This window comes from Cyanobium sp. ULC065 (assembly GCF_977927515.1).
In genome coordinates this window covers 1959669-1985582 of the sequence record NZ_OZ376393.1, presented here as the reverse complement: position 1 = coordinate 1985582, position 25914 = coordinate 1959669, and the positions used below count along the sequence as shown (strand labels likewise).

At 61.7% G+C, this 25914-nt stretch carries 27 protein-coding genes; 13 read left to right on the top strand and 14 right to left on the bottom strand.

The genetic code is table 11. The features are described from left to right. Window positions 1-13: 13 nt before the first annotated feature. From ACXMDP_RS09790 to ACXMDP_RS09780, 3 genes are all read right to left on the bottom strand, one after another. Window positions 14-913 (bottom strand): major capsid protein, encoded by a 900-nt coding sequence (locus ACXMDP_RS09790; protein ID WP_457766812.1) that lies wholly within the window; start codon window positions 911-913, stop codon window positions 14-16. A gap of 91 nt (window positions 914-1004) precedes the next feature. Next, window positions 1005-1427 carry a PIN domain-containing protein gene (locus ACXMDP_RS09785; protein ID WP_457766811.1) on the bottom strand — a complete coding sequence of 141 codons (423 nt, stop codon included), beginning with the start codon at window positions 1425-1427 and terminating at the stop codon, window positions 1005-1007. After that, the gene (locus ACXMDP_RS09780) at window positions 1424-1699 is read right to left on the bottom strand and encodes a prevent-host-death protein (protein WP_457766810.1); all 276 of its coding nucleotides are present in this window, start codon (window positions 1697-1699) and stop codon (window positions 1424-1426) included. Before ACXMDP_RS09780 ends, ACXMDP_RS09785 begins: the two co-directional genes overlap by 4 nt. A gap of 164 nt (window positions 1700-1863) precedes the next feature. On the opposite strand from ACXMDP_RS09780, the gene ACXMDP_RS09775 reads away from it, so the two are divergent. After that, a complete protein-coding gene (locus ACXMDP_RS09775; RefSeq protein ID WP_457766809.1) occupies window positions 1864-2985 on the top strand; it encodes a baeRF11 domain-containing protein in 1122 nt (373 codons plus the stop codon). Window positions 2986-3281: 296 nt separating this feature from the next. After that, entirely contained in the window at window positions 3282-3479 is a 198-nt protein-coding gene (locus ACXMDP_RS09770; RefSeq protein ID WP_457766808.1) for a hypothetical protein, read from the top strand. Between the two features lie 29 nt (window positions 3480-3508). Here the strand turns inward: ACXMDP_RS09770 and ACXMDP_RS09765 are convergent, their stop codons facing one another. Further along, the gene (locus tag ACXMDP_RS09765) at window positions 3509-3778 is read right to left on the bottom strand and encodes a Txe/YoeB family addiction module toxin (protein WP_457766807.1); all 270 of its coding nucleotides are present in this window, start codon (window positions 3776-3778) and stop codon (window positions 3509-3511) included. Beyond that, entirely contained in the window at window positions 3775-4017 is a 243-nt protein-coding gene (locus ACXMDP_RS09760; protein WP_457766806.1) for a type II toxin-antitoxin system Phd/YefM family antitoxin, read from the bottom strand. Before ACXMDP_RS09760 ends, ACXMDP_RS09765 begins: the two co-directional genes overlap by 4 nt. A gap of 83 nt (window positions 4018-4100) precedes the next feature. Between ACXMDP_RS09760 and ACXMDP_RS09755 the strand changes: the two genes are divergently transcribed. After that, window positions 4101-4826, top strand: a complete 726-nt coding sequence (locus tag ACXMDP_RS09755) for a C39 family peptidase (protein WP_457766805.1) — start codon at window positions 4101-4103, stop codon at window positions 4824-4826. Between the two features lie 114 nt (window positions 4827-4940). Then, window positions 4941-5144 carry a hypothetical protein gene (locus tag ACXMDP_RS09750; RefSeq protein WP_457766804.1) on the top strand — a complete coding sequence of 68 codons (204 nt, stop codon included), beginning with the start codon at window positions 4941-4943 and terminating at the stop codon, window positions 5142-5144. A gap of 27 nt (window positions 5145-5171) precedes the next feature. Here ACXMDP_RS09750 and ACXMDP_RS09745 read toward each other — a convergent pair whose 3' ends face one another. After that, on the bottom strand, window positions 5172-5489 hold the full coding sequence (locus ACXMDP_RS09745; RefSeq protein WP_457766803.1) for a hypothetical protein: 318 nt from the start codon (window positions 5487-5489) through the stop codon (window positions 5172-5174). 184 nt (window positions 5490-5673) lie between these two features. Here ACXMDP_RS09745 and ACXMDP_RS09740 point away from each other — a divergent pair, with 184 nt between their 5' ends. Together ACXMDP_RS09740 and ACXMDP_RS09735 are read left to right on the top strand one after the other, a co-directional pair. Next, window positions 5674-6228, top strand: a complete 555-nt coding sequence (locus ACXMDP_RS09740; protein ID WP_457766802.1) for a sigma-70 family RNA polymerase sigma factor — start codon at window positions 5674-5676, stop codon at window positions 6226-6228. Between the two features lie 112 nt (window positions 6229-6340). Further along, window positions 6341-6694: a hypothetical protein gene (locus tag ACXMDP_RS09735; RefSeq protein WP_457766801.1), complete on the top strand. Its 354-nt coding sequence runs from the start codon at window positions 6341-6343 to the stop codon at window positions 6692-6694. Between the two features lie 76 nt (window positions 6695-6770). Here ACXMDP_RS09735 and ACXMDP_RS09730 read toward each other — a convergent pair whose 3' ends face one another. Further along, window positions 6771-6962 carry a hypothetical protein gene (locus ACXMDP_RS09730; protein WP_457766800.1) on the bottom strand — a complete coding sequence of 64 codons (192 nt, stop codon included), beginning with the start codon at window positions 6960-6962 and terminating at the stop codon, window positions 6771-6773. Between the two features lie 82 nt (window positions 6963-7044). Here ACXMDP_RS09730 and ACXMDP_RS09725 point away from each other — a divergent pair, with 82 nt between their 5' ends. Further along, the gene (locus ACXMDP_RS09725) at window positions 7045-7290 is read left to right on the top strand and encodes a hypothetical protein (RefSeq protein ID WP_457766799.1); all 246 of its coding nucleotides are present in this window, start codon (window positions 7045-7047) and stop codon (window positions 7288-7290) included. Between the two features lie 138 nt (window positions 7291-7428). Then, window positions 7429-8376, top strand: a complete 948-nt coding sequence (locus tag ACXMDP_RS09720; RefSeq protein WP_457766798.1) for an ArdC family protein — start codon at window positions 7429-7431, stop codon at window positions 8374-8376. 214 nt (window positions 8377-8590) lie between these two features. On the opposite strand, the gene ACXMDP_RS09715 is transcribed toward ACXMDP_RS09720, so the two are convergent. The 5 genes from ACXMDP_RS09715 to ACXMDP_RS09695 all read right to left on the bottom strand — a co-directional run bounded on the left by ACXMDP_RS09715 (window position 8591) and on the right by ACXMDP_RS09695 (window position 19958). Further along, complete coding sequence (locus ACXMDP_RS09715) at window positions 8591-9412, bottom strand: hypothetical protein (protein WP_457766797.1); 822 nt, start codon at window positions 9410-9412, stop codon at window positions 8591-8593. 225 nt (window positions 9413-9637) lie between these two features. Further along, a complete protein-coding gene (locus ACXMDP_RS09710) occupies window positions 9638-11800 on the bottom strand; it encodes a DEAD/DEAH box helicase family protein (RefSeq protein WP_457766796.1) in 2163 nt (720 codons plus the stop codon). Between the two features lie 89 nt (window positions 11801-11889). After that, window positions 11890-15222 (bottom strand): DNA methyltransferase, encoded by a 3333-nt coding sequence (locus ACXMDP_RS09705; RefSeq protein WP_457766795.1) that lies wholly within the window; start codon window positions 15220-15222, stop codon window positions 11890-11892. A 42-nt stretch (window positions 15223-15264) separates the two neighbouring features. Further along, entirely contained in the window at window positions 15265-18150 is a 2886-nt protein-coding gene (locus ACXMDP_RS09700) for an SNF2-related protein (protein WP_457766794.1), read from the bottom strand. Beyond that, window positions 18150-19958: a GmrSD restriction endonuclease domain-containing protein gene (locus tag ACXMDP_RS09695; RefSeq protein WP_457766793.1), complete on the bottom strand. Its 1809-nt coding sequence runs from the start codon at window positions 19956-19958 to the stop codon at window positions 18150-18152. The genes ACXMDP_RS09700 and ACXMDP_RS09695 overlap by 1 nt, the downstream gene beginning before the upstream one ends. Before the next feature lie 374 nt (window positions 19959-20332). Between ACXMDP_RS09695 and ACXMDP_RS09690 the strand changes: the two genes are divergently transcribed. Then, entirely contained in the window at window positions 20333-20935 is a 603-nt protein-coding gene (locus ACXMDP_RS09690) for a DUF4236 domain-containing protein (RefSeq protein ID WP_457766792.1), read from the top strand. A gap of 353 nt (window positions 20936-21288) precedes the next feature. Beyond that, the gene (locus ACXMDP_RS09685; protein ID WP_457766791.1) at window positions 21289-21750 is read left to right on the top strand and encodes a hypothetical protein; all 462 of its coding nucleotides are present in this window, start codon (window positions 21289-21291) and stop codon (window positions 21748-21750) included. Between the two features lie 31 nt (window positions 21751-21781). On the opposite strand, the gene ACXMDP_RS09680 is transcribed toward ACXMDP_RS09685, so the two are convergent. Both ACXMDP_RS09680 and ACXMDP_RS09675 read right to left on the bottom strand, forming a co-directional pair. Further along, window positions 21782-22153: an AbrB family transcriptional regulator gene (locus tag ACXMDP_RS09680; RefSeq protein WP_457767219.1), complete on the bottom strand. Its 372-nt coding sequence runs from the start codon at window positions 22151-22153 to the stop codon at window positions 21782-21784. Between the two features lie 77 nt (window positions 22154-22230). After that, window positions 22231-22911, bottom strand: coding sequence for a thermonuclease family protein (locus ACXMDP_RS09675; protein ID WP_457766790.1), 681 nt, complete (start codon window positions 22909-22911; stop codon window positions 22231-22233). 157 nt (window positions 22912-23068) lie between these two features. On the opposite strand from ACXMDP_RS09675, the gene ACXMDP_RS09670 reads away from it, so the two are divergent. The 3 genes from ACXMDP_RS09670 to ACXMDP_RS09660 are packed head-to-tail and all read left to right on the top strand — an operon-like array spanning window position 23069 to window position 25700. Then, window positions 23069-23752, top strand: coding sequence for a MerR family transcriptional regulator (locus tag ACXMDP_RS09670; RefSeq protein ID WP_457766789.1), 684 nt, complete (start codon window positions 23069-23071; stop codon window positions 23750-23752). A gap of 51 nt (window positions 23753-23803) precedes the next feature. Continuing rightward, entirely contained in the window at window positions 23804-25060 is a 1257-nt protein-coding gene (locus tag ACXMDP_RS09665; protein ID WP_457766788.1) for a vWA domain-containing protein, read from the top strand. Continuing rightward, window positions 25047-25700 carry a metallophosphoesterase family protein gene (locus tag ACXMDP_RS09660; protein ID WP_457766787.1) on the top strand — a complete coding sequence of 218 codons (654 nt, stop codon included), beginning with the start codon at window positions 25047-25049 and terminating at the stop codon, window positions 25698-25700. The genes ACXMDP_RS09665 and ACXMDP_RS09660 overlap by 14 nt, the downstream gene beginning before the upstream one ends. Window positions 25701-25914 lie beyond the last annotated feature (214 nt).

The window sequence follows — 25914 nt, the reverse complement described above, 5'->3', positions numbered from 1 at the left end:
CGGAGCCTCCGCCTCAGGTCAAAGCGGGGCCGATGTTGTAGAGGCGCCCGATCGCCTTCTGATCGCAGACGGCAAAGCCCACGTACCAATCGACACGGGTGCGGAACACCGGGGCGTCCTGCACTTCACCGAAGTCCCGCACCGAGATGCCGTAGCGGCCCTCGAAGGGGCCCTGCAGGCCGGTCATCTGCTCATCGCCAAAAGCACAGCAGTAGATCGAGGTGGTGCCGCCCGCTTCCCCAAAACCGAGCACGTCGTTGCCGTTGGCGTCCTCCTCCAGGCAGAGGATCTCGGTGTCCTCGAACCAGTGGCGGCCGTCGATCACCTGGTAGAGATCACCCCCAGCGGCGCGGCAGGCGGAGCTGATCTGGCGGCGGCCCGCCTTGCTGGTGAGCAGCACCTTCTCGCTGCCGTAGGCATTCACGGAGTCGACCAGGGCCTCCAGCCGGGTCAGCTTGACGCTGCCGCTGACGTTGTCGACGGTCTGGGGGCCGCCGGGGGTGAGCCGCTTGCTGAGGCCGTTGAAGGCGCGGGGGTCAAAGGCGGCATCGCCGTTGATCACGGCTGCTTCCAGGGTGAGCCGCATCGAGCGCACCTTCTGCTCGGTCTGGCTGGCCCTGGCCTCAGGGCCGTTGAGGTCCACGATCGAGCGGTCCACATCGAGATCACCACCAAAGAGGTGCACGAACTCGGTGTCGTTCTCGACGGCGCCGTAATCACGCCGGTAGCCCTCGTTGACGGCACGGAAGCCGACGCGGGGCATTTTCTTCTCGACGGCGAACTTGAGAGCACCACCAAGCAGGTTGCGGAAGGGGAGGCGGCTGATCAGTTGACCCTCAGTGAAGGTCTTGATCACGGCCAGGCGCTCCACCCGCGTCTCGTGTTTGGCAGCCTCAATCAGGGAGAGGCCCATGCTTGCTCCGGGTGTACCCAGCAACGTCACCCATCTATTGCCATGGCTGGGGCGGGGTCGCGGTGGCGTGCAGGGGGGAGGGGTGGCCGAATCAGTCGCGCAGGAACACCTCCACAGTCGCGGTGACCCATGTGGCCACTCCCGTTCCGAAAAAGTCCTGGTCTTCGCTCCAGATGGGGCACTCCAGCAGGATGGCTAGAGCCAGCGCCTGCCAGTCGCGGGGGTCCCTAATTCGTGCCTCGGCCTCCTGCTGGGCGGATTCGAGGGCTGAGTCGTCCACGGTCTGGACGATCCGCAGCAAACGCAGGAATGCCTCGTTGGTGATCTCGGGGTTCAGCTTGCGTTTCTCGCTCAACTCCGAGATGTAATGGGCAGCTTCCTCTGCATTGGTCTGAGCGACAAAGAAGTCGACCCGATCGGAGTACTCGGCGATCAGCGCGCTGACGCGCACGCCGAACACAGCACGGATCAAGATGTTGGCGTCGAGCACCAGGCGCTTGCGCTCCTGGGTCACGCCTTCTTCCCGGTGCCCCGGGGTTGCCGCTGCCGCCAGCTCTTGAAGTCGGTAGCGATCTCGTCTTCCGTGAGACCGAGGCGCTGCAACTCGGCCTGCATCTGACGGCCGGCCTCAATCAGCTGCTCCCGTTCGGTGAGACCCGGATGCTGCGGCAGTGGAACGTAGAGCCCGATCGTGCGGCCGTGGCGGGTCACCTCGATCGGCGTCAAGGATTCCAGGTGAGAGGAGAGCTGGGCCCTGAGCTCACGGATGCCGACACGGCTCGCCATCGCTGGACCCCTCCGGTTGTGTACACACTTTAGAGGGTAAGCAGGCGCCTTTGCTCTGACATTCGGGTCTCCTACCAGGTGGGTGGGGGCAGGTCAGGTCGCCACTCAAGCGGACAGCGACCGGCCACAGGGCACACTTGAGATTGGATTTTTCGTGGCGCGGCATGCTTCATCTCGATCTCCCCACCCGCGACGATCTCGCTGCGCTGGCCCGGCGGCGCCACGATCCCAGCGTGTCGATCGTGCTGCCCACCACACCAATCACCCCGGACACGGACGTAGATCGGCTCGCGTTCCGCGCCCTGGCCCGTGAGGCGATCGTCCAGCTGGAAGCTGCGGGCACCGATCGGGGCGCATTGGAAGCCCTGGGCGAATCCTTCGATGATCTGATCGATGACGACGAGTTCTGGCGCTTCCAGGCCCACGCTCTGGTGGTTTACGCCACGCCGGAGAATCTGATCAGCTACCGCCTACCGACGACCGTTGAGCCGCTGGTGGCGGTCTCCGACCGGTTCCATCTCAAACCCCTTCTCCGCGCAACCACCTTCGGCAACACCTGCTATGTGCTGGCGCTGGCGGAGGGCGGGGTTCGGTTGATCGAAGTCTCCGCCGATCTGCCGGCCGCGAACGTGAGGGTGGCCGATCTGCCCACCGATGCCGCCTCGGCGGCAGGTAAGGCCAGCATCAACGACCGTTCCCCCAGCGGCCGGCTCACGGGCTCAGAAGGCAAGAAGGTGCGACTACGCCAGTACGCCCGACTGGTGGATCAGGCCCTCCGGGAGCGTTTGGCCGGCCACGAGATCCCATTGGTGCTTGCCGCTGTCGACAGCCTCGGGGCGATCTACCGCTCGGTGAACACCTACCCCCATCTGGCGCCCGTCGGCATTGAGGGCAGCCCGGAGCGCCTTTCCGAGGCGGAGCTCGCCCAGGCTTCCCGCGCCGTGCTTGACGACCTGAACCGCCAGCGGATCGCCGACTGGCGGGATCGGTTCGCTGTGCGCAACAACGAGGGCCGTGCCAGCAGCGATGTGGCTCAAGTCGCCCGGGCCGCGACGTTCGAAGCGGTCCAGAGCCTGATGGTGGACATGGACCGGGTGATGAACGGGCGGATCGACGAGACCGACGGCCGCATTGACGAGGCAGAGACCGCCGGCGCCGACAGCTACGGCGTGTACGACGAGATCGCCCGGCGGGTGCTGCTCTCGGGTGGTGAGGTGCTGGCGGTTCGGCAGGAGGATCTGCCCGAAGACGCCGGTGTCGCCGCGATCCTGCGCTACGCCCTCTGAGCCACTGGACATGCCCTGCCAGGTCGGGGGAATTGCAGCGAGTTCATATGTCTGACCCAGCGGATCACCACAACCCAGTCGACCTCATATCCATTTGTCAGCGGGAACAACCTGGTTGCACTACATAACTAGGCCCGCTGGGGCGCACTTTCTCTGACTTTCGGGTCTTCCTGCCAGGTGGGTTAAGGGCTGTTCAGGCCCCGTCATGGTGCGGGGTGGCCTCAAGGGCTGACGCAAGCGGCGGAGCCGCCCTTGACCCCACCCCGCCCGGCTTTGGGGTCCTTCTCCAGCTCCCCATGGCTTCCGCCTTCCGCCGCGCTGCACTGGAGCGCCACAGCTCCGAGTCCCTCGATCGCATCAGCACCATCTGCCACTCGGCCTGGGTGCCGCTCTCACTGCTTGCAGAGCTGGCCGATCAGATCCTCACGGAGCGTCAAGCGGCGCTGCCGGAGCAAGCTCTCGATCCGGAGCTGCTGGCGCTGCTGCCCTATTGAGCGCAGCTCCCGCCCGGCTGCGGCCGGGCTTATTCGTAGTGCGTCCACAGCCTCAGCACCTTCACGATCTTTTCCTCTCGCAAGACCTGGTAGACGAGCCGGTGCTGGATGTTGATGCGGCGGGAAAAGGCTCCGCGCAGATCACCCACCAGCGCCTCATAGGGCGGAGGTTGGCGGAAGGGATCCTCTGCCAGGAGTTGCAGCAGCTGCTCGGCCTTGGCCTTGAGGGCAGGTGAGGCGGCGGCGAGCTTGCGGGCGTCCTTCTGCGCCTGTCTGGTGAAGCGAACGCTCCAGCTCACCAGCCGGGCTGCTCGTGCAGGTCCGCCACCGGTGTGGCCAACCCTTCGAGGATCGACTCGCGCATCCCCGGGATCGAGACCAGGTGCAGGGTCTCCTGGATGGCGTTCCAGTCGGCCTCAGAAAGCAGCACGGCATTGCCGCGCTTGCCGGTGATCTGCACCGGCTCATGGGAATCGCCGACCTCATCGATCAGGGCGTACAGCCGCTTGCGGGCTTCTGTCGCAGAAATGCTGGCCACCAGAGCAGAGCGTCGGGCACGTACGTCAAAGCGTACCGCTGGCGGACCTGGCAATGGGTTGGATCCGAGACCCCTTTGCCGCGATGGCCACGCCGATGACCCCGGAGCGGTTCCAGGACCGCTGGGAGGCCTTCAAGGGTGAACCCCAGCAGGTGTCCGGCATCTGGGGGCTCTATCGCTCGATCGCCGAACTGGAAGGCAGCGGCGACATCCTCGATGAGCACGCGAGCTGGGCGCTCAAGTTCAGCGAGAAGCCACCCACCCCGCCGCCGCCAGCGAGGGGTAATCCGCTGGCCTTGCCGTTCTTTGAGCAGCTCAACAACGGACCTGAGGGCTGGCGCCACTGCCAGAGCTCCAGCATCGCCATGAACCTCGCCTTCCTGAAGGTTCCCGGCATCCGCGACGACCTCGATTATTTGCGGGTGGTGGAGAAGTACGGCGACACCACCAGCCAGGCGGCACACGCCAAGGCCCTCGCCGAGCTGAACGCACCCGGTCGGTTCCTTACCAACTGCACGGTGGAGCGGGCCAAGGCCGAGATCGACAAGGGCTACGGCTTGGCGATCGGCATCCTGCACAAGGGCCCGGTCTCAGCACCCAGCGGAGGCGGCCACTACATCGCAGTGCGGGGCTACGACAGCAACGGCTGGCTGGTGCATGACCCCTACGGCGATCTCGATCTGATCAGCGGCACCTGGGCCAAAGAAGGTGGTGGGGCAGGGAAGGGCCTGCACTACTCCTTCAAGAACACCAACCCCCGCTGGCTGCCGGAAGGCCCGTCATCGGGCTGGGCCTGGCTGTTCTCGTGAGCCGTGGCAGGCAGCAACCCGAGCGGTGCCGGCAGTGGCTCGGGTCAGCGACAAGCCTCTGGGAGGAAGCGGGGTTCGAAACCGCCCTTCGATCGGGAGCGGTTCATCTTCAAGTTGCTGGCGGTCGTGATCATCACCCAGCTCAGCTTGTACACCGTGGCGACGGGAGTCTGCGGAAATGTGGCCTATTCCCAGCGCCAGAAGGTGGTCGAGGTTTGCCCCCGCGTGCTCGATCAGGTGACCTCAGCCTTTGATGCCACCTTGAAACTGCTCATCGCCCTACTGGGCGGGGCGGCACTGACCCAGAACGGACGCTGAAAAGGATCCGGCGATCCGGCCGGCAGATCAATCCACCAGCGCATCGTCTCCCTCCTGGTGTGGGCGGGTGAACTGCCCACGGCTGTTCCGCACCGGCGGCACCGGCATGCGGCCCGGTGCAGGGCTGCCTGGGACAGGGCTACCAGCACGGCTGTCCATGAAGTACGTCGCGGCCGACTGGCCGGCCAGCGCGATGGCGGGCAAGGCCAGCGCCCAGCGGTGCTCACAGAGCTGAACGTCAGAGGTACGGACCTCGCAGGCGGCAACGAAGGCGCCCAGGGCAAAGATCTCGGCACCGACCAGGGCAAGGATCGGCGCTGTGTTGCTGGCGGGAGCGGGAGCCATCAGCGCATCAGCGGGGCTTGACGAAGGGCAGGCGATGCCCCTGCTCCCTGTTGCCACGAAAGAGCTGCATCGACCCGAACGGGGGGCGGCTGGCCTGCTGCTTGGCCTTGCTCAGCTTGGCCTTCTCCTGCCTCGGGACCTCGTCCCTCGAGGCCTTGGGTCGCGCGTCCTACGCGATCAGGCCATGGCCCGCACCCCATCCCAGGCCGATGCCCTCTTCCAGCAGTTCCTGCCCCTCGCTGATTCCATTGCCCGCGGCCTGGCGGCCAGCAGCCGCGTGATCGAGCTGGAGGATGCCCGCCAGGTGGCCCAGATGCAGCTCTGGCTCTCCTGCCGGCAGGTCAGCGATCCAGCCTCGGCAACCGGCTATCTCAAGCGCTGCATCAGGGGCGCCCTGCTCCACCACCTGCGCGATTACGGCCGCCTGGTCCGGGTCCCGCGGCGCCAGCACGAGAAAGGTGGCCACCCCTGGAGCCACCAGAGCCTGCATGCCCCGATGCCCAGCGGTGATCTCTGGATCGATCAGCTGGAGGCACCCGAGCAGCCGGGCCAGCCCTGCGGCGAGGGCATCGAGGCCCTGCTCGATCGGCTCCCGGCGGCCCAGGCCGCGATCATCCGGCTGTCGGTGCTGGAGGGCCAGTCCCTCCGCCAGATCGGCGCAACGCTCGGCATCAGTGCCATGTCGGTGCAGCGGCGCCGGCAGGCAGGCCTGGCCGCCCTGAAGGCCGAGCTGGCCTGAGGGCCCAACAGCGGGGCTGCCCCTCTGGGGCTGGCCCCATTGGGGCTGGCGGTGGGATCGCGCATCATCCGCCGGGGCAAGGGCTGCGCGAGCGGCTCGTACCTCGCCGCCCTTGCCTGATCCGGCGGTGCTGCTGGCGTCCCATCGCTGCGCTCCGGCGCCAGGCCCCATGTCTCTATGGCTCGATTCCCTCTCCCGCGAGGATCCCGTCGCCCTCGTCCACTCCAGCCACCTGGCGCTCACCCGGCTGCTACGCACCCACCGAGGCCAACCGATCCGCCGCCTCTGGATCGATCACCCCTATGGAGAAGAGGAGATCACCCTGCTGGAGGAAGAGCTGATCCCCGCGATGGAGCAGTTCCTGGCCCGCATCCATGAGATCGATGCAGCGCTGGAGGCCGCCCATGAAGCGGAGATCGAGCGGGTCCAGGCCGCCATGGCAACAGAGTCACTGGCTGCGGCCTGAGTGCTCATAGGGCCGGTCAGCACCGGCCCCTTTGGGGCTCTGCCCCTCGGGGCTTGGCCCCCTCAGGCCCCGCCTGTCACCAGGGCTTGCCCTTGAGCAGGTAGGCCTCCACTTCCGCTTTGCGGATCACCCGCGACTCGTGTTTGTTGCTGATCTGCACGAGGCCGCCACTGATCCTGGCCGTCACGCGCCAGGGGCCTGCTTGGCCTGACGAGATTGGCTTCTCACCCAGCGCTGCGCCGAGCTGATCACGGGTGGCCGGAGTCATCGGCGCAGCAGCAGGACGTCACCACCCCTTGCCAGCGGCAACCGTGGCCTGGCAATGGAGCCTGAACGCAAGCAGCTCAGCCATGCCCGCCACCATGATCAGCGCCAAGTCGATGAAGGCCCCGGCTCAGATCGCCCGGGTGCACACCAAGCCGCGCACCGGCATCTGGCCTCAGCAGGTGGTCGGCGCACCAGGTGTTGCCTTCTCCGTCGCCATGGCCCCGTCGCGGGGCAGCTTCGATCGGCAGATGACCAAGACCACCCCGTCCCAGCCGTCACGGGTGCGGCGCACCGGCGGCTGGAACAGCGGTGATCTGCTGCGGGACTGACCCCCCTGGGGATGGGTCGCGCGGGCTTCCTCATGGTCGCCCCTCGGGCAAGGGCTGACGCAAGCGGCTCGGCGACAGGCGCCGTCGCCGCCCTTGCCTGCGCGGGGCACCACTCGGGAGTCCCGCGCTTTGCCGTTCATGGCCGCGTCCCAGTCCCGCTCACTCAAATCCTTCGATGGCCCCACAGCAGAAGAAAAGATCGTCGCCTCATTGATTGAGCTGATGGAGGCCGGATCCGCCCCCTGGCGGCGGCCCTGGGATGGCAGCGGCGGTGGCCACCACGTCAATCTGATCTCGGTCCATCGCTACCGCGGCGCCAATCCGATCCTGCTCACCCTCGGCATGCACATTCGGGGATCGGCTCTGCCGTTCTGGTGCGGCTTTGCCGAGGCCAAGAAGCTCGGGATCTTCCCCCGCAAGGGCAGCAAGGCGGTACACATCCTGCGGCCCCAGCTGCACAGCCGCGAGGAGCCCGGCGAGAGCGGTGAGGTCACCTTGCGCAGCTGGGCCAGCTACCGGCCGGTGGCTGTGTTCAATGCCGCCGATCTCGAAGGCGAGGCCCTTCCCGCCCTGATCGAAGCGCGCAAAGCAGCAGAAGGTGTAGAGGCCAAGCCGGAGCCGGAGCGCCTTGAAGAAGCCGAGGCCGTGCTGGGTGCCTGGCCGGTGCCGGTCAGCTTTGGGGGGGATCGGGCCTGTTATCTGCCTGGAATCGATCGGATCCAGCTGCCTGAGCGGGCCAGCTTCCACTCACCGGCGGCGTTCTGCGCCACCTGGGCCCATGAGCAGATCCACTCCACCGGCCATGAATCACGGCTCAAGCGGGATCTGGGGGGAGCCTTCGGGAAGGCGCGCTATGCCCGCGAGGAGCTGGTCGCCGAATTAGGGGCGGTGCTTCTGGGCGATCGGCTGGAAATCGGCAGCGAAATCGAAAGCCATGCCGCCTATCTCGGTCATTGGATCGAGCTGCTCAAGGAATCGCCCAAGGTGCTGTTCCAGGTGCTCAGCGAGGCGCGGCAGGCGGCGGATCTGATCTGTCCTGAGGTGCCTGGGCAGGCGGAGCCCCACGGCCAGGCCTTCGTCGGCTGAAGGCTGCGGGGGTGGCTCCGGGTCTATCCACATGTCGCGCCGGGCAAGGAAGCGCCAGCCGCAGCCCTATCCAGTCACTGCTGGTGCTGGTCACGGCTGCGGCGGCCCCTGCCAAGTCGGGACGGCGCTGGGGGCGTTCCGTCGCGCAAGCATCACCAACAAACGGCGCTCAAAGGACCGATTCCAAACACGGGAGTCTCGTCAGAATCACCAGTCAGTGAGTAGCCCCAGCAGTGAGCCTGCTGAACATTGATCCAATATAGGAATCCTTGTCCTCCTCTTGAAAGAGAATCTGCTTGCCAAGCATCTCGGCCTTATCCATGTTCCAGAGTAACTTCATCGTGGCCGATGACGTGTTGGAAACAATGAAGGAATGCAAGTAAACGTCTGGATCGCCGAGGCGAGCTTCTGTCTCCTTGATGGTCTCGTGGAACTGAATTTTGGGGTCGGCGGGGCCTAGGTTGCGGATGCCCTTGGGATCCACAAAGATCACATGCTGCTTGCCATCCGCCAGTAGCCAAAGAATAAAGTCTGGGTGGAAGTTGCCTGCCTCGAAGAATCCCACCCCTTTACCTTTGCTCAAGTTGCGGAGCAGGTACAGTTCTCGGTCTTGAAAGAACGCACTGTTGCCGTCGTGAAAGGCCTTGAGGTCTTCAACGAAGTACCGCTCTCCTTTGTTCAACGGCACCGGGCTGATTTCGACAACCTTCGAATCGAGATAGAGCAGAGGTTGGTAGAGATGCTTGCTAAACCAGAGGGCCTTGATGCCCCGAAACTCCCATGGCTTGAGATCTCCCTTGTCGATCGCTACCTTAAGCTCAGTGAGCTTGGCCACGATCTCTTCTTGGGACTCTTCAATCAGAATGCGGTAATACCCTTCATCTCCTGCATCCTTGCCGCCCAAGAAGTTCGGGTCGTCACCCTCCAAGTAGCGGTATTCCAGATACTTGGCTTCCCAGTCACGCTTGCTGAAGGTGTAGTAGCGCTCGGTGTACTTCTTGAGCAGTGAGAGGGCAATCTCCTGCCAGAGTCGCACCCGTTCGAAAGAATCGAAGGCGAGATCCTCGGCGGGAATCAGCAGCAGATACCAGCTTTGGTTGGCCAGCAGCTTGGCAATGCCGTCCAGAGTGAGGTTGAGGTTGTACCAACTACGCTCGGCCTTGAAACGCTCCAGCTCGAAATAGAGCGCAGTAAGATTCAGAAAAGCAACATGCTGCGCTGTCAGGTGCGTGTGGTTTGGTGTTGCTTCTACATCAATACCCTAGACCCCGCTTGACTTCATGGCCTGAATCTTGGGATACCAGTTCAGGACAACCGGGTTCCTCTGCAGGGAAGAGGTTCTCGGGTCGCCGTCTGGATCAGGTGGTGCCACGGTGGGGATCGGCGCCAGCTTGCGAAAGGCATCGCCAAACTCGGTGCTGACGCCGTTGATTGTTTTCTTGAGCCGCACCGTCTTGAGCTTCAAGGTGCCGAGGTTCTTGATGACCGGCAGCAGGAACTCGATGCGGACTTCATTGGTGGGGAGTCCTTCTTCTTCAAGGAAGTCGCGGAACTGCGCCATGTAATCGGCCTTAATGCCGAAGATGCCGAGGGTTTCCAGCACGGAGATGTGCTTCGGACGCTCCAGACCGTCGGGCAGTTGCGCACGTCCGCTGCGCTTTAGGCTCATGCCATAACCCCTGAGGCGCACCCCACGGCCGAAGAGCTGGATAATCTGCGCCCCTTCGCTGCGACCAACGTTCATCAGGCCCATGGTGGAGACCCGCCAACTGGACCAGCCCTCCGTGAACTTCTTCGATCCGATCAGCAGGTTCACGGGAGAGTGGGCCTGATTGATCTGGTGGAACAACGAGCCGGCAAACTCCCGATCGCCCGTAGCCAGGCCGTTCTTCTCGCACAGTTTCACCAGCGTGGCGTCATCTCCCACATTGATCACGCCAAAGGGCTCATTCTCAGCGCCAAGCCGCAGGGCGATCTCGCCCGTTGCACCTTTTAGGTTCTCCACGTAAAGCTGGCCACCCCCTGGTGCGTTAAACAGGATTGCGAGGGTCTCTTCAAAGACTTGCGTGCCGCTGAGGCCACAGGTGTTCAGGTAAGCGAAACGGCCCGCAAACAGGTTGGCACCACTGGTAGTCATGAGGCCCTGGTTCAACACGCGCTCGATGCGCTGGATGCTGCCTGGGCGATCAGCAACGAAGCGCGCCAGGAATTGCAGGATCTCCACGATGTCAGAGGCGTCCTTCGTAGCCAGGGTCGCCGTCACGCTGCCACCCACGAAAATCCATAACGGCTTGTCGATCAGGAAGGGCCTGAAGGAGCTCTCTTGCTCACGGTGCAGTCGCTGCTGCTGGAAGAACGAGAGCAGGCACGCCGTGAGATAAAGGTCTCGGTGGTCACGCTGGGTGGCTTCATCGAGGTTGAGGATCTGGTAATCCTTGCCGAAGCCATCACCATAGAAGTACCGGTAGGAGTAGTCGAACAGGGTGTTCTTGGCGTACAACTCGGTGAGGCCCGGGTTACCCTTCACCGCCTGGCCGAAGGTGGCGGAGTATTCGAAGGAAAAGCCTTTCTCGCATAGGGCGTTGCGGAAACGCATCCAGGCCCCATCGCCACCACTGGAAGCGCCCCGGTGGCCTTCATCCACCAGTACCAGGTTGTTGCCCTCAAAGGCTTCCACAGCAACGGTCTTGGCGCCCATCTCATCCCTCAGGCGGGTGACTTCAAGAATCTCGACCGCCTGGCCAGTGAACAGGCCGCGACCGTCCTTGTTGAAGACTTCGGCAGGGATACCGGCGAACTCGAATTCTCGTAGGTGCTGCTGCGAAAGTCCCTCGTTGGGCGTGAGCAGGATGATGCGGTTCAGCTCACGGCGGCGGCCGAACTTCTCCAGATACCACTGGAACTGGAGGATGTGGGCGTGCATCACCAGTGTTTTGCCACCGCCTGTGGCCATCCAGAAGGCAAGCTTGTTCAGCTGTGGCCAGGCCTCGGCTTCCGCGTTGAGGTGCCTGAGCTGATCTGGTTCGGACTTGTCTTCGTTGTAGGCGGTGATTTGGGTGTTGAGGGCTGCCAGGAGACCTTGGGGATCTCGGAAGTAGTGATCGAGGTAGATCTCGCTGAACAGCAAGGCCAGGTACTGGAAGTACTTCCAGACGATGGGCTCCTCCCCTCGGGTGATGCGGCGCTCGTTCAGGCGTTGGCTGTGGCGGACGATGTTCTGGTCGTACTCCAAAAGCAACTCAGTGGGGAGCTGGGTGAGATTGAGTAGCTGAGAGGTCAGGGCGTGATGGAAGTGGTGGACGTTGTTCTCATCCAGGCCTTCGAGAGCCTCGTTGCGTAGGGGTTCTGCCAGATCTTCAAACCGCTTGACGTTGAAAAGTGACAGCAGCCATTGGTTGAGCACCAGCTTGGCAGCGAAGCGCACCTGGGGCTTATTACTCGGTCGTCCTCGCCGGCCGGTGGGTGAAGTAGACGCGATGGTCTCTGGGTTCTTCCTGGGGCGTCCCCGTGGCATCAGGCTCCCTCCGGCTCGAACATCAGCCGGTGGAAGTCCTCTTCGATCAGCCGCACCTTCCAGAGGTCATCAGCGGTCTTGAGGTTCTCGAGGTTGTTGCCGCCGTTGACGTAGATGAGATCAAACTCGCTGTCCTTGGCCGAGTAGCCCTGCTTGGTGAACCATTCGTCGAGCATGAGGTTGTCCTGTTCAGGCTCACCGGAGACCTTGCGCCAGATGATGAGCGTCCGGCGGCCTTCGGGGGTGGTACCGGTGACGGTGCGGAACCAGAACGGGCCTTCGGCCTCCTGCTTGAGGCGACCCTTCAGACGCAGGCGATCCTCAGCATCGCGCTCGAACGCTGCGCTGAACGTTTGCGGCGCGGCGATGGTCTTCACGGTGAGGCCGATCAGCCAGTTGAAGGTCTCCAGCAAATCGACGTTGACCTCGCGGCTCTCATCCGACCCCGGGCGTTTGACCTTGAGCTTGTAAGCGGTGGGGTCGGTGAAAGCCTGCACGTTGAGCAGCGACTGGCTTCCGCGCGTCTCGACATCAAGCATGTAACGCAGGATGTACTGCTCCTTGAGACCGTCCTCACCCTGTGCTTGGGCGAGGTCGAGTAGGCCTTGCTGTTCCTTGGTGCGGTAGGTCTCCAGATTGTTGAGCGCGTCTTCGTAGGATTCGAGACGGACCACTTTGACGATGCGCGGGCTGCGCTCGGCTTCCACAGGCGTGGCAAGGCGCTTGGGTTTGCCGTCTTTCCACTCTGGAGTGAAGGTTGCCTTCTTGATGCGCGGCAGCAAAACGGTGTCGAAGTAGTCGCCCATCTCAACAAGGATGAACTTGCGATGATCTCCGTCTTCTCGGTTGAGATTAATGACAGCGTGGCCAGTTGTGCCTGAGCCGGCAAAGTAATCCAAGAATGCAACCCCTGATGCTTGTTCCGACATCCGAAGAATTCGTTCTACCAGCTTCAAGGGCTTCTTCCCAGCAGGAAACTCTACGTCTCCTTCGTGACGGAGATTATTCGTATCAATGTCGGTCCAGAGGGTTGAAGCTGGCTCTGTAAGGCGGCGTTTGCCTTCGGTTTCGACGACCCCCTTGCTCAAGAAGTAGAACTGCCGACCTCCTAGGAGCAGAATCGGTTCACCTCCAGCCCTGGCAATCAATGTGATGCGGTCTTTCTCTGCACGCGACGAAGCAATGTGTTCGCGCAACCACGGTGAAGGCTTTTGGAGCGTCTTCAGCTCGAAGACTCTGTTGGCGTTCTCCAAGGCGAACGACCCGCACGCATGGTCCACTACCACTCGGGCGGCATCACTCCATCGCTCACGAGCCAATCGCATTCCTTCTTGAGAGCTAGTACATGCGAAACCCAAGTCTTGCAGAACTTGGAGCCGAATCGACTTGAATTGCCAGTCTTGGCAGGGGGCGTCGATGTTCGTGATGAATCGGCTGAAATGCTGAAGGTCAACAGGCTTATCAACCGGTTGAGGTGTGAACGAGAATTCGTCCCTATTCTTAGCAAAGAGAACGATTCGATCTGTGACGTCAACTGGGCCCACGTTCACTGTTCTAAAACTAGAAGGTGTTGAGCACTTCGTGATCACGGTCGTTACATAGGCTGACTCGCCAAACTCGGCATCAATCATACCTCGCATGCGCCAGTCTTCGATATCATTTAGATTGCAGGCTCCTCCCGAGGAGGGCGACATGAGATTCCTGGCCTGCCGCAAGCGATCAGCCATCAACGTCATCCAGCTCGAATGTTGATATCTATCCTTGTAGACGAATCCGTCTCCTCCCGTATTGTAAGGCGGATCGATGTAGATGCACTTTACCTGCTCCTGATACCGTCCCTGCATTACGTTCAATGCTTGAAGATTCTCACTGTGAAAGAGAACACCATCGACTTGCTCGTCCACGTCTCCTATTGCTTCAAGTAGTCTCGCCCTGAAGTCCACATCGAAGTGATGTGTGTCCACTGCCAGCGTCGGATGCGCCTTCAGGAACTCCAGTGAGAGATTGTTGCTGTACCCCGGAGTTGTCAAATCACCCTTTATCTCATCGATCGCAAAGTGCTTCACCCACTCTTCATGCTGGGCGGCGTTGGCCGCGATCTCTGCGAAGAACGTCTCAGGGATGCAGCCCACAGTGATACACCACTGCGTCTCTACGACGAACTTCTTCTTCAGCCACAGTTTCTTCTGGAAGTCCTCGAGCTGGGCGAGGAAGGCGATGATCTTTCCGGCGATCTTGCGGATGACCTTGATCTTGGAGAGATACTGCTCGACGCGCGGCACGGTCTCGTTTTCAACGTCATCTAAGTGCATGACTTCGTTCTTGATGTAGAAGTCCAGCTCCCGGCGTAAGAAGGTGCCAAGATCCTTGTGGATGAAGTAGTCGAAGGTGTTGCGTGCGGTGTAGCGCCTGAGGTGCGCCTCCATCCTGGTGTAATCGGCCTTCTCGCCACCGGCCGTCAGGTGCGGTGTGCCCAGCGCTGCAATCCACGGCGCAAGTGAGTCGTCATCTACGGACAGCACACGCCTGGCGGCCAGCGCACTCAGCTCCTTCTGTGAGGGAGGTTTCTTCTTGCCGTCACGCTCCTCCTCGGGCCAGTCGGTGAGAGTTGCTGGGCGGTACTGGAAACGAATGGTGAGTTCTTTACCCTGCTCACCGTCCTCTTCGGTCATGAAGTCGCGGCCCGATGCCCCGGGAGCCGCCAAGATGAACACGCGGCTTTGGCCCTCGGCGGCCTTCACATTGCCGTGCTCGCCCTCGACGGCGTCCGCCAGCCGGAAGTGCACACGCATCGGCTGCTGGTCGTCATCCGGTATCAGGCGGAAGGCATAGTCGCTCAGGTACTCGCTGGTCTTGATGTAGTACTGGTCCTTGTTGGCCCAATGGAGTGTGACTTCCTCCCCTTCGTAGGGGATGGCATAGACCCCTGGCTTATACACGCGCTTAGCGAGGAAGTCGCCCTGGTCGTAGTAACGGCGGAAGAAACTGAACAACTGGTCGTAGACCTCGCCCTCCAGTGAGACGATGTCCACCGCCTCGTTAGCAAGCCGGGCACGTAGATCCTTCACCTTCGGCAGCGTTTCTGGATCGGCGCCGAGTGCTTGTGCCTGCTCAATAGCCTTGGCCAGCTCCTTCTCGATCTCGGCCTTGTCAGCAGTTTGGTATTGGCTAAATGCCGCATTCACCTGGGGTAGCAAGTCCTTGTCGAGAAACTGTGATACCTCGGCGGTCTTCGCGTGCATCACGCGGTAGATGCCGAAGTCCAAGTCCGGCTTATCGAGCTGGAAAAGCTCCATCAGCAAGGTCTTCAGCTTTTCGAACTTCTGGCTCATGAGGGCTCTGCTCGGCTTGTATTCTGGCCTGTCATGGTGGGGCTACACCACCGACCAGCGAATCGTGAACAGGGTCTCATTGGTCGTGCGTTGCACCAGCCGCCTCTCTAGCTGATCAATCAGCTGATCCCGTTTCTCCATGATCTCGTCTTCCACCTTGAAGATCTCCTGGCGCTGACTGCGCTGCAGTCTCTCAAGCTTCTGGGTCTGCTCCTGGATCTGGCGTTGCTCCTCAAGTGTTACCGCCTGCCTTGCTTGACGTCGCAAGGTCTTGAGCTGCTCCTTCGTTGCAGCCAGTGCCCGTTCGGCCGAGACCACCATGTCGTCAGCCCATTGTTCCAGCTTCTCCCGCGCCTCCTTGAAATAGCGGCTGTTCTCCTCCAGGGAGCGGTGGATGGTGGCACTGGCATGGCGTTCCGCCTCTGCAGACAGCCGCGAACCAGACTCTGCAGGAATTGATCCACACCCAGTGGAATCCCCAGCACAGAGGAACAGTTTCTCCATCGCTTCTTGATCCAGGCTGGCCCCTGCATCGGTGTAGCCTGAAAACAACAGCTCTTCCACTCGGTCATAGGCTTCAATCTCTAGTCTGTTCAGGGTTAAGTACCCGCTTTGGCCTCGCATCGCCTCCACCACCGAGAGCTTGGTGGGGTGATGACTCACATCAAAGACCACCTCATCGGAAGAAGTCTCCAGCTCTTTGGCCGTGGCCACCACGTACTCCCCCAAGGGATGGGACAGCCGGTAAAGATAGCCTTCCTCTGGATCTTGGCTTGCGACCTCAACCGGCCGATTCTTAGAGATTAGGTGGTACCGGCCCCTTGGTAGGTCTTGCCGTGGTGGCCGCTCGAGATCGAAGGCCAACTCAGCCTCTTCGAAGCGGGCATCATCAACCAGCATGTAGCGGGTGAGTGACCAAAAGCGCTGGCCAACCCGATCAAGCTGGGCTTTTGCATCGGCAAGTTGTAAACGCAGACGTTGATGAACATCCTCATCAAAATATTCAAATAGTGCTCTCTGCGTATCCCCAAGGCGAGTCTTGATCTGCTCATCCATCTCGTTTTGGAGGGCACTGAATGCCGCATCGATTTCTGCCGATGTACGGCACTCTTGATAGATAGCGAGGATTCGCTGCTCGAAGTCCACACCAGACTCGATGCTGCCCAGAACATCGTCGGAAGCACCAAATACGCCATTGAAAAGGCTGAATTTCTCAGTGAGCAGTTCAAGTACACGACGGTCAGCTTCATTGCGCTCATTGAGAAAGTTGATCACCACCACATCATGTTTTTGTCCATAGCGGTGGCACCGTCCGATCCGCTGCTCCACCCGTTGTGGATTCCAGGGGAGGTCATAGTTCACCACCAAGGAGCAGAACTGAAGATTAATTCCCTCAGAGGCCGCTTCAGTAGCAATCAGAATTGTGCCTTCATCACGGAAGGCTTCGATCAAGGCTGTTCGCATATCGACTGCGCGTGAACCTGACACGCGGCCTGAACCCGCATTGGTTTGAACCCAGCGTTCGTAGATACCGGCAGCCTCTGGCCCTGCGTTGCTGCCGTTGAAAAGGGCAACCTGACCCTGAAAACCGTTTGATTCCAGGAAAGCTTTCAGGTAGTCCTGTGTGCGTCGTGACTCGGTAAAAATCAGTGCTTTTCGTTCTGCACCCAACTTGCCCATCTGCTCGAAGCCAATCTCCAGTCCTTTCAGCAGGGTGCGCGATTTGGTATCAACTCCGATACTGCGAGCCCAGTCAGCTAAGCCTTTTAGGGTCTCAATCTCCTCCTTGAGCTTCTTTCGATCAATCGTGTCAGCTTCAACCTCGACAGAGGCTTCCATCTGATCCGGCTCCAGGATTTCATCCAGGAGATCACCCTCCATCTCCTCTGCCTCAAGCAGCTCTTCGATGCAGTCCGGATCACTCGCCACGTTCTCGTCCCGCAGGCTCTCCAACCGTTTCGTCAAGGTATCGAGTGTGCCTGCAATGGCTTGGGAAGAGGAGGCCAGCAGTTTGCGCAGGATTAAGGTCGTCAGCTGCCTTTGTCGCTTCGGCAACGCATAGCTTTCATCTCGCTGCAAAAAGCCTGAGATCGCTTGGTAAAGAGCGTGCTCATCGTCGGTAGGCCGGAATGGCCGTGTCATCGGTCGGCGCTCCGTGTACCGGATGTACTCCGTGACTTGCTTGCGCAGCGTTCGCCGGCAGAATTGAGACACCCGCTGCCACAAGGCCGCTATGTTGCTGCCCACACCGGTGTACTGGGCACGGAAGGCATTCAGATCACCGAACAAACTGTCGTCAATCAAGGTGGAAAGCCCGTAGAGCTCCAGAAGGGAGTTCTGCAACGGCGTCGCGGTGAGGAGCAGCTTGCGGCATTCCTCTGTTGCCCATCGAATCCCCTGTCCGACCTTGTTACTTAGCCGATAGGCGTTCCGCAGCTTGTGGGCTTCATCGATCACAACCAGATCCCACCCAACAGCCTTGAGATCCTCTCGATGGCTATTGGCAAAGTGGAAGGACATCACCACCACAGCTCCCTGAGCCAAAGGGTCCCGGCTGTCCTTACGCGCTTCTCGCCAGGCCTTCGAATCCAGCACCACAGCATTGAGGTTGAACTTCTCCTGTAGCTCCAGGGCCCACTGCTTACGGATTGAGGCTGGGGTGATTACAAGCAACCGCCGTCGCCTCTCGGCCCAGTACTGGCATAGGACAATCCCTGCCTCGATCGTTTTGCCAAGACCCACCTCATCGGCAAGGATCACACCCTTCGATAACGGTGATTGCAATGCAAAGAGTGCCGCCTCGATCTGATGGGGATTGAGATCGACCGCAGCATCAAACAACGACATCGATAAACGATCCAAGCCTCCGGCAGCACGCCTTGTCAGGTCATGGGCGTAATACTTGGCATGGTAGGGAGTCAGTCCCATCAGAGAACATCAATCCATTGCCGAATTTTCTCCGCCATCAACAACCTCCGCTCCACCAAGAAGGAGTCGTACTCCATCGGATCTCCATCCAGCAATGATGCAGGCAGGCAGTTCATCTCCAGGTTCTCACTCAGTGCTGCTTCATCGGTGATGCCGCCGTAGCGCTTGGAGCCACCGTTCACCTGCTCGCGTAGCTCACCGAAGTAGACCTCTGGCGCCTTGTCCCCAATGGCGATGTTGATTTCGCTCTGGGCCATCACGAAATTGGCAATCTGGTTGTAGCTGCTCCTGGAGGCCCCTGCCCGCTGTAAATGCTTGCGCGGGAAAACATGGTGCTTGTCTCCGCGATTGAGCAGCAAGTCGCGCACGGTGATGCCGGATGAAAGAAATCCACGATCACCAAGCCGAGCCTGGGCCGCTTGGTAGGCGATGAAGTACGGGCTCATTGCTGAGGAGGTATCCATCAACTGCGGCAGCATTCCCGTCCAGAAGGTGGTGGGCAGTTCGTTCTCGATCACAGCTTCGGCATAGGTCTTCAGACCCTGGGAGTTAATCTGGCGGATGTCGAGGTCAAAGGCCGTTTCCGGGCTGCCGGAATAACGGCCGGTGAGAATCGACATCGCAAACCATCGCCGCACCAGACTCTCGATGTCGTCGGCGGGCAGATTCTCGCGCCGGCCCCTCAGATAAAGAATGTAGGCAAAGTTGATGGCATTGCGGCTACGAATCAGATCACTGGTCACAAACCCCGCTGACCTCAAGATCATCGTGATCCGATCGAAGTGGGTTTTGCTCATGAAAGCAAGAACACCCTGCTTCAGCTTGGCGAACGATTCCTCCGCAATGCTCTCCTCGTACTGCTTCGTGGAGAAATTTCGGCCTGAAAGTAGGGCGACCAGGTCCTGTAGCTTGCCCCTACCGAATTCGGAGGTGAAGGCCACCCGCAACATGTCGGTGTAGGTGGGGTCGTATAGGTCGTCATTGACGTCCTTGAGCCAAGCCATCTTGGCCAGAAACTCAGACTTAGAGAATTCCGGATCGTTCTTCTCGATCTGGGAGTAGAAGTCTGGCGAAATGGCAAGGTGACAGAAGTATTCGATGGCCTTGCGCAGTGTGTTGCCGCCGTAGGTCTCGTTGACGGCGATCTTCGACATGGCGAAGTCGGCCTGGGAGAGCTCGGCCCCTGCCGAGTTGACGCGAATGAAAATCTCGGTAACGGTCTCAATATCAAGATCCTCAGCCAGCTCGATCAAGCCAACAGAGTTGTTGACGATTTTCAAGAGACGCTGGAGTGACTTGCCAACCAGATTCCGATCAATTTCTGGATTGCGTGCGACGTAGGCGTCGGTCTGATCAAACAGATCCGCATCCGACTGAAAGAGCTTCGAGACGTCCGGAATCCACAGCGGATTCTTGGCGATCGCAGGATTGCTCACTTCAAAGCTGGGCTCGTCATCCGCTGCCAGCGGATTTAATGCGATCCGGATCCGTACCCGTTCGTAGTCCTTCGTGAGCACCTCCATACCCAAGAGCGAGGCCATCAGGGCAGTCACCCTTTGCTGTCCGTCAATCAGGATTCGCTTTCCGGCGGACGATGTGCCGTCCTTGAGCTTGACCGTGGGGTTTCGCCAGGCAATCAGGTAGCCCACCGGGAACCCCTGGTAGAGGGAATCCAACAGGTTGCGCACCTTGGTGGCTTCCCACACAAAGGGCCGCTGGATCTCCGGGATGGCGATCTCGCCGCTCTTCACCCAGGTGAGCAGGGTGTCGATGGGGTGGGGGGTGACGGAGTATCGCTGCGTCGCCATCGGATCAGTACGTCCCCTTCCGGCTAGGCCCCGTTGCCCCGGCTTCATGATCAGCCAACCCGAGGGCACGGATCAGCCGCACGGCTTCCTTGCCCCACTGGCCATTGACCAAGGCATCAGGTTTTAGGTCATCCAGCGGGGTCATCGGGTCATCGGGGCCTGCCAGGCACTGTCGAACCCCCTCATCTGCATGAGCGTTGCGTTCATGCGAAGAACCAGGCGAGCACTGGGAACACGAACGCCAGGGAGACCACTTGCGGGCAGTTTGAACGGGCCGCGGCCGAATTGGGGGTATCTCAAAGAGGAATCACTGCAGCACGGGCAAGAAGAGGCAGGATCTGCCTACCCCTTGGCTTTTGAGCCGGTGCGGTCCCATGCCCTTCCGCTTCCGCCGCAGCACCCGCATCGGCCCCCTGCGCTTCAACTTCGCCAAGAGCGGCCTCAGCTCCATCTCCCTGGGTGGCCGCGGGGCGTCGTTCAACATCCCTATCGCCCGCCCTGGTGGAGCACGAACCACCGTGGGACTACCTGGCACGGGACTGAGCTGGAGCGTTGAACACAGCCCTGAGGCGAATCAACCAGCCCCGGCGCGCCTCCCCTCTGGCCCGGCGGAGGGGCTGCCCAACAGCCGCCGCTTCCGGCCCGGCCAGCTCGATTCCTTCAAGCGGGGGTGCCTAGGGGTGCTGCAGGAGCAGCTGTTCACGCCCGGCTCCCAAGGCCAGCTGCTCTGGGAGTTGAACCTGATCACCCGGCTGCTCGCCGATACCTCGATCGGCAGCCGGACGCAGGGGCTGCTGGCCGTAATCGAAACGCCAGAGGCGATGGAGGGCTACTTGATGCGGGCCCAGAGCCAGGACGACGCCAAACGCCGTACGCACCGTTGTGTGGAGGCGGCCCAGGAAGCGGCCCGGTTGGTGAATACCCGGGGCTGGCTGAAGGCTGCAGATCTCCCGCTCCCTCCGCCCCCTCAGGCATAAACCCCTATTGCCCCTGCCCTCTGGCCGTCCGATTGTTGATGCATCGGATTCGGAGGCCCTTTGATGGATGACACTCCCCCGGGTCAGGCGTCAGGAGCGCGCTGACGATCCGGCCCCTGCTCCAACACTCTCATCGGATCTCTGGCTTCCCTGGCGTGTGACACCGACTGTGTGTGTGCTCCGCCGCCGTCCATTGCACCGTTAACGGCCTCGCCTCAGGTGCCCCGGACCCATCGGGAAGTCCCACTGGAACTCTGGCCCCAGGTGCCAGCATCAGCCACTCCGCCCCACCAACCAGAATCCTTCAGAGCCCGGTGGCCTCGTCACCGGGCTTTGTCGTGATCCCCTGTTCCATGGCTGACCTCGCCCGGACCCACCAGGCCCTCGCTGAGGACTACCGCTGGCATTTGCAGATCGCCGCCGGCAAGCTGCTCGCCCAGCCCAGCTGGTCGTTGGAGGCCACGGTGACGTTGATCCACACCCAGACCCAGGGCATCACGATTGGTCCGGTGAGGAGCCTTCCCCTATGGCTGGATCACCTCCCACCGGAGCTGGATGCCTTCGTGAGGCTGCAGGAGCAGGGGGTGAGCTTCGAGGAGGCCTATCAACGCTGCCTTGCGGAACAAGGTCAGGAGTTTGTCGCTGCGATCGAGGCCAGCAAAGCCAGTGGGGCGCTGGTCACCCACGACAACCTGGCCGAATTCGCGGCCCTCTCCCAGAAGGGCTTTGCCCGTGACCCGCGGGAACTGCTGGTGCTCGCCAAGTGGCCGGACAACGTCACCGGCTTTCTGCTGTCGTGTGAGCAGCTGAGCTGAAGACAGCTTGAAGAGCCAGCTGCTGAAAGGCTCACTCCTCCTCTTCCGTTGAGCCAGCTGGCACCAGGCGGATCTGCTTGCGTCCCAGCTTGATCTCGAACTCATCGCCGGGCTTGAGATCCAACAGCGCGGAGTAGGCCTTACCTATCAGGAGGTTGCCGTTGCCCTGGACGGTGGCCACGTAGCTCAAGGTCCGGCCAGCCTTGCCTTTGGTTTTGCCGTTGCCATCACCCAGGCTGACGCCCTTGGCCTCCAGCAGCGCCTCATAGAAGGCGGTGAAGTTCAGCCGTTCGCTGCCGTCCTTCTTGGCGCTCACATAGCCGGCGGCTCGCACCAGATCGGACTTGGAGGCATCACCCAGCTCCTTGACTTTGGTCAGCAGGTCAGATCCGGTGAGGGCCATGGGCGTGGCGTTCAAAGCTTGAAGGTAACGAGCAAGCCGATGACGACCAGAGCCAAAAGGTGCGGTTGTCCGTCCTCTCAGCGCAAGCTCTCGCAGGCCACCCCATCACCATTGCCATCGAGATAGGTGTGGCCCTGGCGCAGCAATTCCTGGGCCTTGGCAAAACTGCCGATCTGCCGGCATCGGTAACGCTGGCCTGCCATCGCAGCTGGGGCTGTCCCAGCAGGGACCACACCTGAACTGACCGCACGACTGCTTCCAGCCGAACGCCGAGCCCGCCGAAACTCCCAAGGCCGCGTGATGCCGCCCGGCACCCTCCACACCCCGTAGCGGCTGCGGGACGCGCGGTACTCGGCATCGAGATACTCCTTGGCGTTGCACTGGCTCAGGTACTGGCGGTAGGCAAACGCCTGGCCGTCCTCCACCATCGCCAGGTTCAGATTCACCTCCCCGATCACCTCCGCCACGGTGCGGCCATAGCGGTCGACCGTCTGGGGAAGCAGCGTCACCGGGGCGCCAATGCGCAGCCGCGTTTGCAGATAGGCGCGGGATTGGGCTCCATATGGTGCCTGGGCCATCTCGGGGGCATCGATGCAGGCCAGCCTGATGGTGATCCGCTGCTGGCCCTGCTGCACCCGGATCGTGTCGCCATCACCGATCGAGAGCACCGTGGCGCGGATGGATTGTGCCCGGCTGGCAGCACAGCCAAGCCAAGTCGCCAGCGTCAGACCCAAGAGCAGCAGAGGAAGGCGATTCATCCCAAAAGTCTGGCTGGGCTTCACCCTGAGGCCCCCTCTTCACAGAGGCCGCGGGCAGTCCCGCTTCCATGGCCAGGCACTTTTGCAGAGCTCCGATTCCAGCAAGACGCTCGGACGACTGCTTGACACCTGCACTGCAAGTGTGCATACTTGAGGCATGGCGAAGGTCACCGCTCCAGCAGACGCCCTCTACGGCCTTGAGGACCTCCTCGCGGCCGCGGGCGAACTGCTCGGGGAGGAGATCTCGCCCCGCACCGTGCGTCTCTATGCCACCCAGGGGTTGATCGATCGCCCCGGCAAGGAGGGTCGCAGTGCGGTCTACAGCCACCGCCATCTGTTGCAGCTGGTTCTGGTGCGCGCCCTGGCCCGGCGCGGTCTGAGCCTCTCGGCGATTGCTCCCCTCTGCGTTCTGGCCGATGCGGAGTTGGAGCAGCAGCTCGAGCAGCTGGACGGGGAGGGAGCGACGGCCACCGTCCCTTCCGCTCAAGCCGGCAACGAGGCCCTCGACTACTTGAGGGATCTGTCGTCTCCAGCCGGCGACGCCGAAGCTCAAGCAAGCGAGCCTCCGTTGTTCGCACGAAAAAACAGCTCCATGAGCCCCGTTCTCGGGATGCTCAGTACCCCCCTTTCCTCCCTCACCCGTTCCTCCCGCTCCCGCTCGGGATCTTCCTCTCGCTCCAGCGATACCAGCAGCCGCTGGCATCGCCTGTCCCTGGCCCCCGGCATCGAACTGCATCTGCGCGAGTCCCTATCCATCCCACCCTCTGGATCCCGCCGCCGGATGTGGCTGCAGCGCCTGCTCGAACGCCTCAGCGACCAGCTCGACGAACTCTCCCCCTGACCTCCATCCCGACCTAACCCGACCAACGAACCCACCCCCTTACTTCCCACCATGACCAATCCCACCCTGCGCTTCCGGCCCCTGCGCCCGGCGGTGGCGGCCGATGGCGCCTCCACCCTCGACCTGCTGATCACCATCTCCCCCCCTGCCTCGGAAGCAGAACCCCAGCGACAGCAGCGACCGCCGCTGAACCTGGCCCTGGTGATCGACCGCTCCGGCTCGATGAGCGGCACCAAGCTCAGCTACGCCCGCAAGGCCGCCCGCTTCCTGGCAGGAGAGCTCACCAACCGTGATCGCCTCGCCATCGTCAGCTTCGACGGCGAGGTGAAGGTGGTCGTTCCCTCCACGACCGTCGTCGATCCCCAGCACTTCATCGCCGCGATCAATACGATCCACAGCGGTGGTTGCACGGCCCTGTTCGATGGCTGGCTGGCCGGAGCCACCCAGGTGGCCGAGCACCTCAATCCCACCCAGCTCAACCGGGTGCTGTTGCTCTCTGATGGCCAGGCCAACGAGGGCCTCACCAACCAAAAGGAGATCGCCGCCAAGGTGGCGGGCCTGACCCAGCGGGGCATCAGCACCAGTGCCTTTGGCCTGGGGAATGACTTTGACGAGGACCTGATGGGCGCCATGGCCGCGGCAGGTGATGGCACCCTGGCCCACATCGAAACCCCCAGCCAGCTGGCGGATCTCTACGCCTCCGAGCTTCAGGGGCTGGCCACCACCATCGGGCGGCGAGTCAGCATCGGTCTACGGGGCAAGCACGGCGCCGAGGTGGTCGATCTGCTCAACGACCTCAAGCCCACCGGCGCCGGCAATCACCAGCTCCCCAACCTGCGCGCCGGCCAGGAGCTCAATGTGGGTGTGCAGCTCAAGCTGCCCGCCTGGATCCCCAATCAGGAGATCCTCAGCGTGCGCCTGGCCTGGGATGCCCCCGGCAGCAGCGAACGCCAGACGCTGATCGAGCATCTTCAATTGCCCGTGATGGAAAGCGCGGAGCTCGGGGCACTGGACCCCGATGCGGCCGTGGCCGAGCAGCTGGAGCTGCTGCGCTCCAACCGCGAACGCAGGCGAGTGATCGAGGAACTCGATCGGGGCGATGTCATGGCCGCTGGTGCCAGCCTGCGCTCCCTGCACGCCCGCTTCATGGTGATGCCCGCTAGCCCCAGCGTGACCCGCGAGCGGAAGCTGCTCAGCGAAAAGCTGGAGCTGCTTGAAAGCGATCCCAACCGCAGCCGCAAACGCCTCAGCCGTGAGTCGATGCGCTCCAGCGCCAACGTCTATGAGGAAAACGATGAGCAGGTCTGAAGTGGTGGCGATCGGGGATGTCCACGGCTGCGCCTCCCTGCTGGAGCAGGAACTCATCCCGCACCTGGATTCGGGCGCGGAGCTGATCTTCCTCGGGGATCTGATCGATCGGGCCCCTGAGCCCGATGGCGATCGCAAGGTGCTGGAGCGGGTGTGGCAGCTGCAGGACAACCCGGCGGCCTTTGGCCTTTCAGGGGTGACCGTTCTGATGGGCAACCACGAGCAGATGCTGCTGGACGCCATGGATCAACCCGCACCCGAGGAGGGCTTGGATCTATGGCAGTGGAGTGGAGGCGATCGGGAGCTCGTGTCCTTTGCGGCCGAGCGCAGGGACTGGTTCGAGCAGCTGCCGGTCACCGCAATTCGCGGCAACTACCTGTTCGTGCATGCGGGGGTGCGGCCCGGGGTTCCGCTGGAGGAGCAGGAATTCGTGGATCTGATCTGGATCCGCCAGCCCTTTCTCTCCAGGCCCCACGGATTGCCCTACATCGTGGTGCACGGGCATACCTTCAACAACGACTACCAGGTGACCCACCTGCCGCACCGCATCGGGATCGACACCGGGGCGTATGAGAGCGGAATCCTGACGGCGCTGCCGCTTGAAAATCCTGATGAACCAACTGAAGGAGCAGACCAGTGAGCCATCAAGAGAGCTGCCGTGTTGTTCGGCTGGCCAAAATCGACTCCTTGCATCGGGCGCACAGTCTGCTTAAAGACAGTCACTATCAATACTTACTGTTTAATGAGGGCCACTCTAAGAGCGTGCAGGCCCTCGTACTCGACAAGATTCTCAGTCTGGATCGCAACGATAATCCCATCAGGCAACTCGTCTGGTGTTTCGGTGACGTTGCCAA

Bases quoted from the DNA above. Each gene is read 5' to 3' on its own strand.
- ACXMDP_RS09790 (WP_457766812.1), bottom strand. From the start codon at position 913: ATGGGCCTCTCCCTGATTGAGGCTGCCAAACACGAGACGCGGGTGGAG.
- ACXMDP_RS09780 (WP_457766810.1), bottom strand. From the start codon at position 1,699: ATGGCGAGCCGTGTCGGCATCCGTGAGCTCAGGGCCCAGCTCTCCTCT.
- ACXMDP_RS09775 (WP_457766809.1), top strand. From the start codon at position 1,864: ATGCTTCATCTCGATCTCCCCACCCGCGACGATCTCGCTGCGCTGGCC.
- ACXMDP_RS09770 (WP_457766808.1), top strand. From the start codon at position 3,282: ATGGCTTCCGCCTTCCGCCGCGCTGCACTGGAGCGCCACAGCTCCGAG.
- ACXMDP_RS09755 (WP_457766805.1), top strand. From the start codon at position 4,101: ATGGCCACGCCGATGACCCCGGAGCGGTTCCAGGACCGCTGGGAGGCC.
- ACXMDP_RS09745 (WP_457766803.1), bottom strand. From the start codon at position 5,489: ATGGCTCCCGCTCCCGCCAGCAACACAGCGCCGATCCTTGCCCTGGTC.
- ACXMDP_RS09740 (WP_457766802.1), top strand. From the start codon at position 5,674: ATGGCCCGCACCCCATCCCAGGCCGATGCCCTCTTCCAGCAGTTCCTG.
- ACXMDP_RS09730 (WP_457766800.1), bottom strand. From the start codon at position 6,962: ATGACTCCGGCCACCCGTGATCAGCTCGGCGCAGCGCTGGGTGAGAAG.
- ACXMDP_RS09725 (WP_457766799.1), top strand. From the start codon at position 7,045: ATGCCCGCCACCATGATCAGCGCCAAGTCGATGAAGGCCCCGGCTCAG.
- ACXMDP_RS09720 (WP_457766798.1), top strand. From the start codon at position 7,429: ATGGCCGCGTCCCAGTCCCGCTCACTCAAATCCTTCGATGGCCCCACA.
- ACXMDP_RS09705 (WP_457766795.1), bottom strand. From the start codon at position 15,222: ATGAGCCAGAAGTTCGAAAAGCTGAAGACCTTGCTGATGGAGCTTTTC.
- ACXMDP_RS09700 (WP_457766794.1), bottom strand. From the start codon at position 18,150: ATGGGACTGACTCCCTACCATGCCAAGTATTACGCCCATGACCTGACA.
- ACXMDP_RS09695 (WP_457766793.1), bottom strand. From the start codon at position 19,958: ATGGCGACGCAGCGATACTCCGTCACCCCCCACCCCATCGACACCCTG.
- ACXMDP_RS09690 (WP_457766792.1), top strand. From the start codon at position 20,333: ATGCCCTTCCGCTTCCGCCGCAGCACCCGCATCGGCCCCCTGCGCTTC.
- ACXMDP_RS09685 (WP_457766791.1), top strand. From the start codon at position 21,289: ATGGCTGACCTCGCCCGGACCCACCAGGCCCTCGCTGAGGACTACCGC.
- ACXMDP_RS09680 (WP_457767219.1), bottom strand. From the start codon at position 22,153: ATGGCCCTCACCGGATCTGACCTGCTGACCAAAGTCAAGGAGCTGGGT.
- ACXMDP_RS09675 (WP_457766790.1), bottom strand. From the start codon at position 22,911: ATGAATCGCCTTCCTCTGCTGCTCTTGGGTCTGACGCTGGCGACTTGG.
- ACXMDP_RS09670 (WP_457766789.1), top strand. From the start codon at position 23,069: ATGGCGAAGGTCACCGCTCCAGCAGACGCCCTCTACGGCCTTGAGGAC.
- ACXMDP_RS09665 (WP_457766788.1), top strand. From the start codon at position 23,804: ATGACCAATCCCACCCTGCGCTTCCGGCCCCTGCGCCCGGCGGTGGCG.
- ACXMDP_RS09660 (WP_457766787.1), top strand. From the start codon at position 25,047: ATGAGCAGGTCTGAAGTGGTGGCGATCGGGGATGTCCACGGCTGCGCC.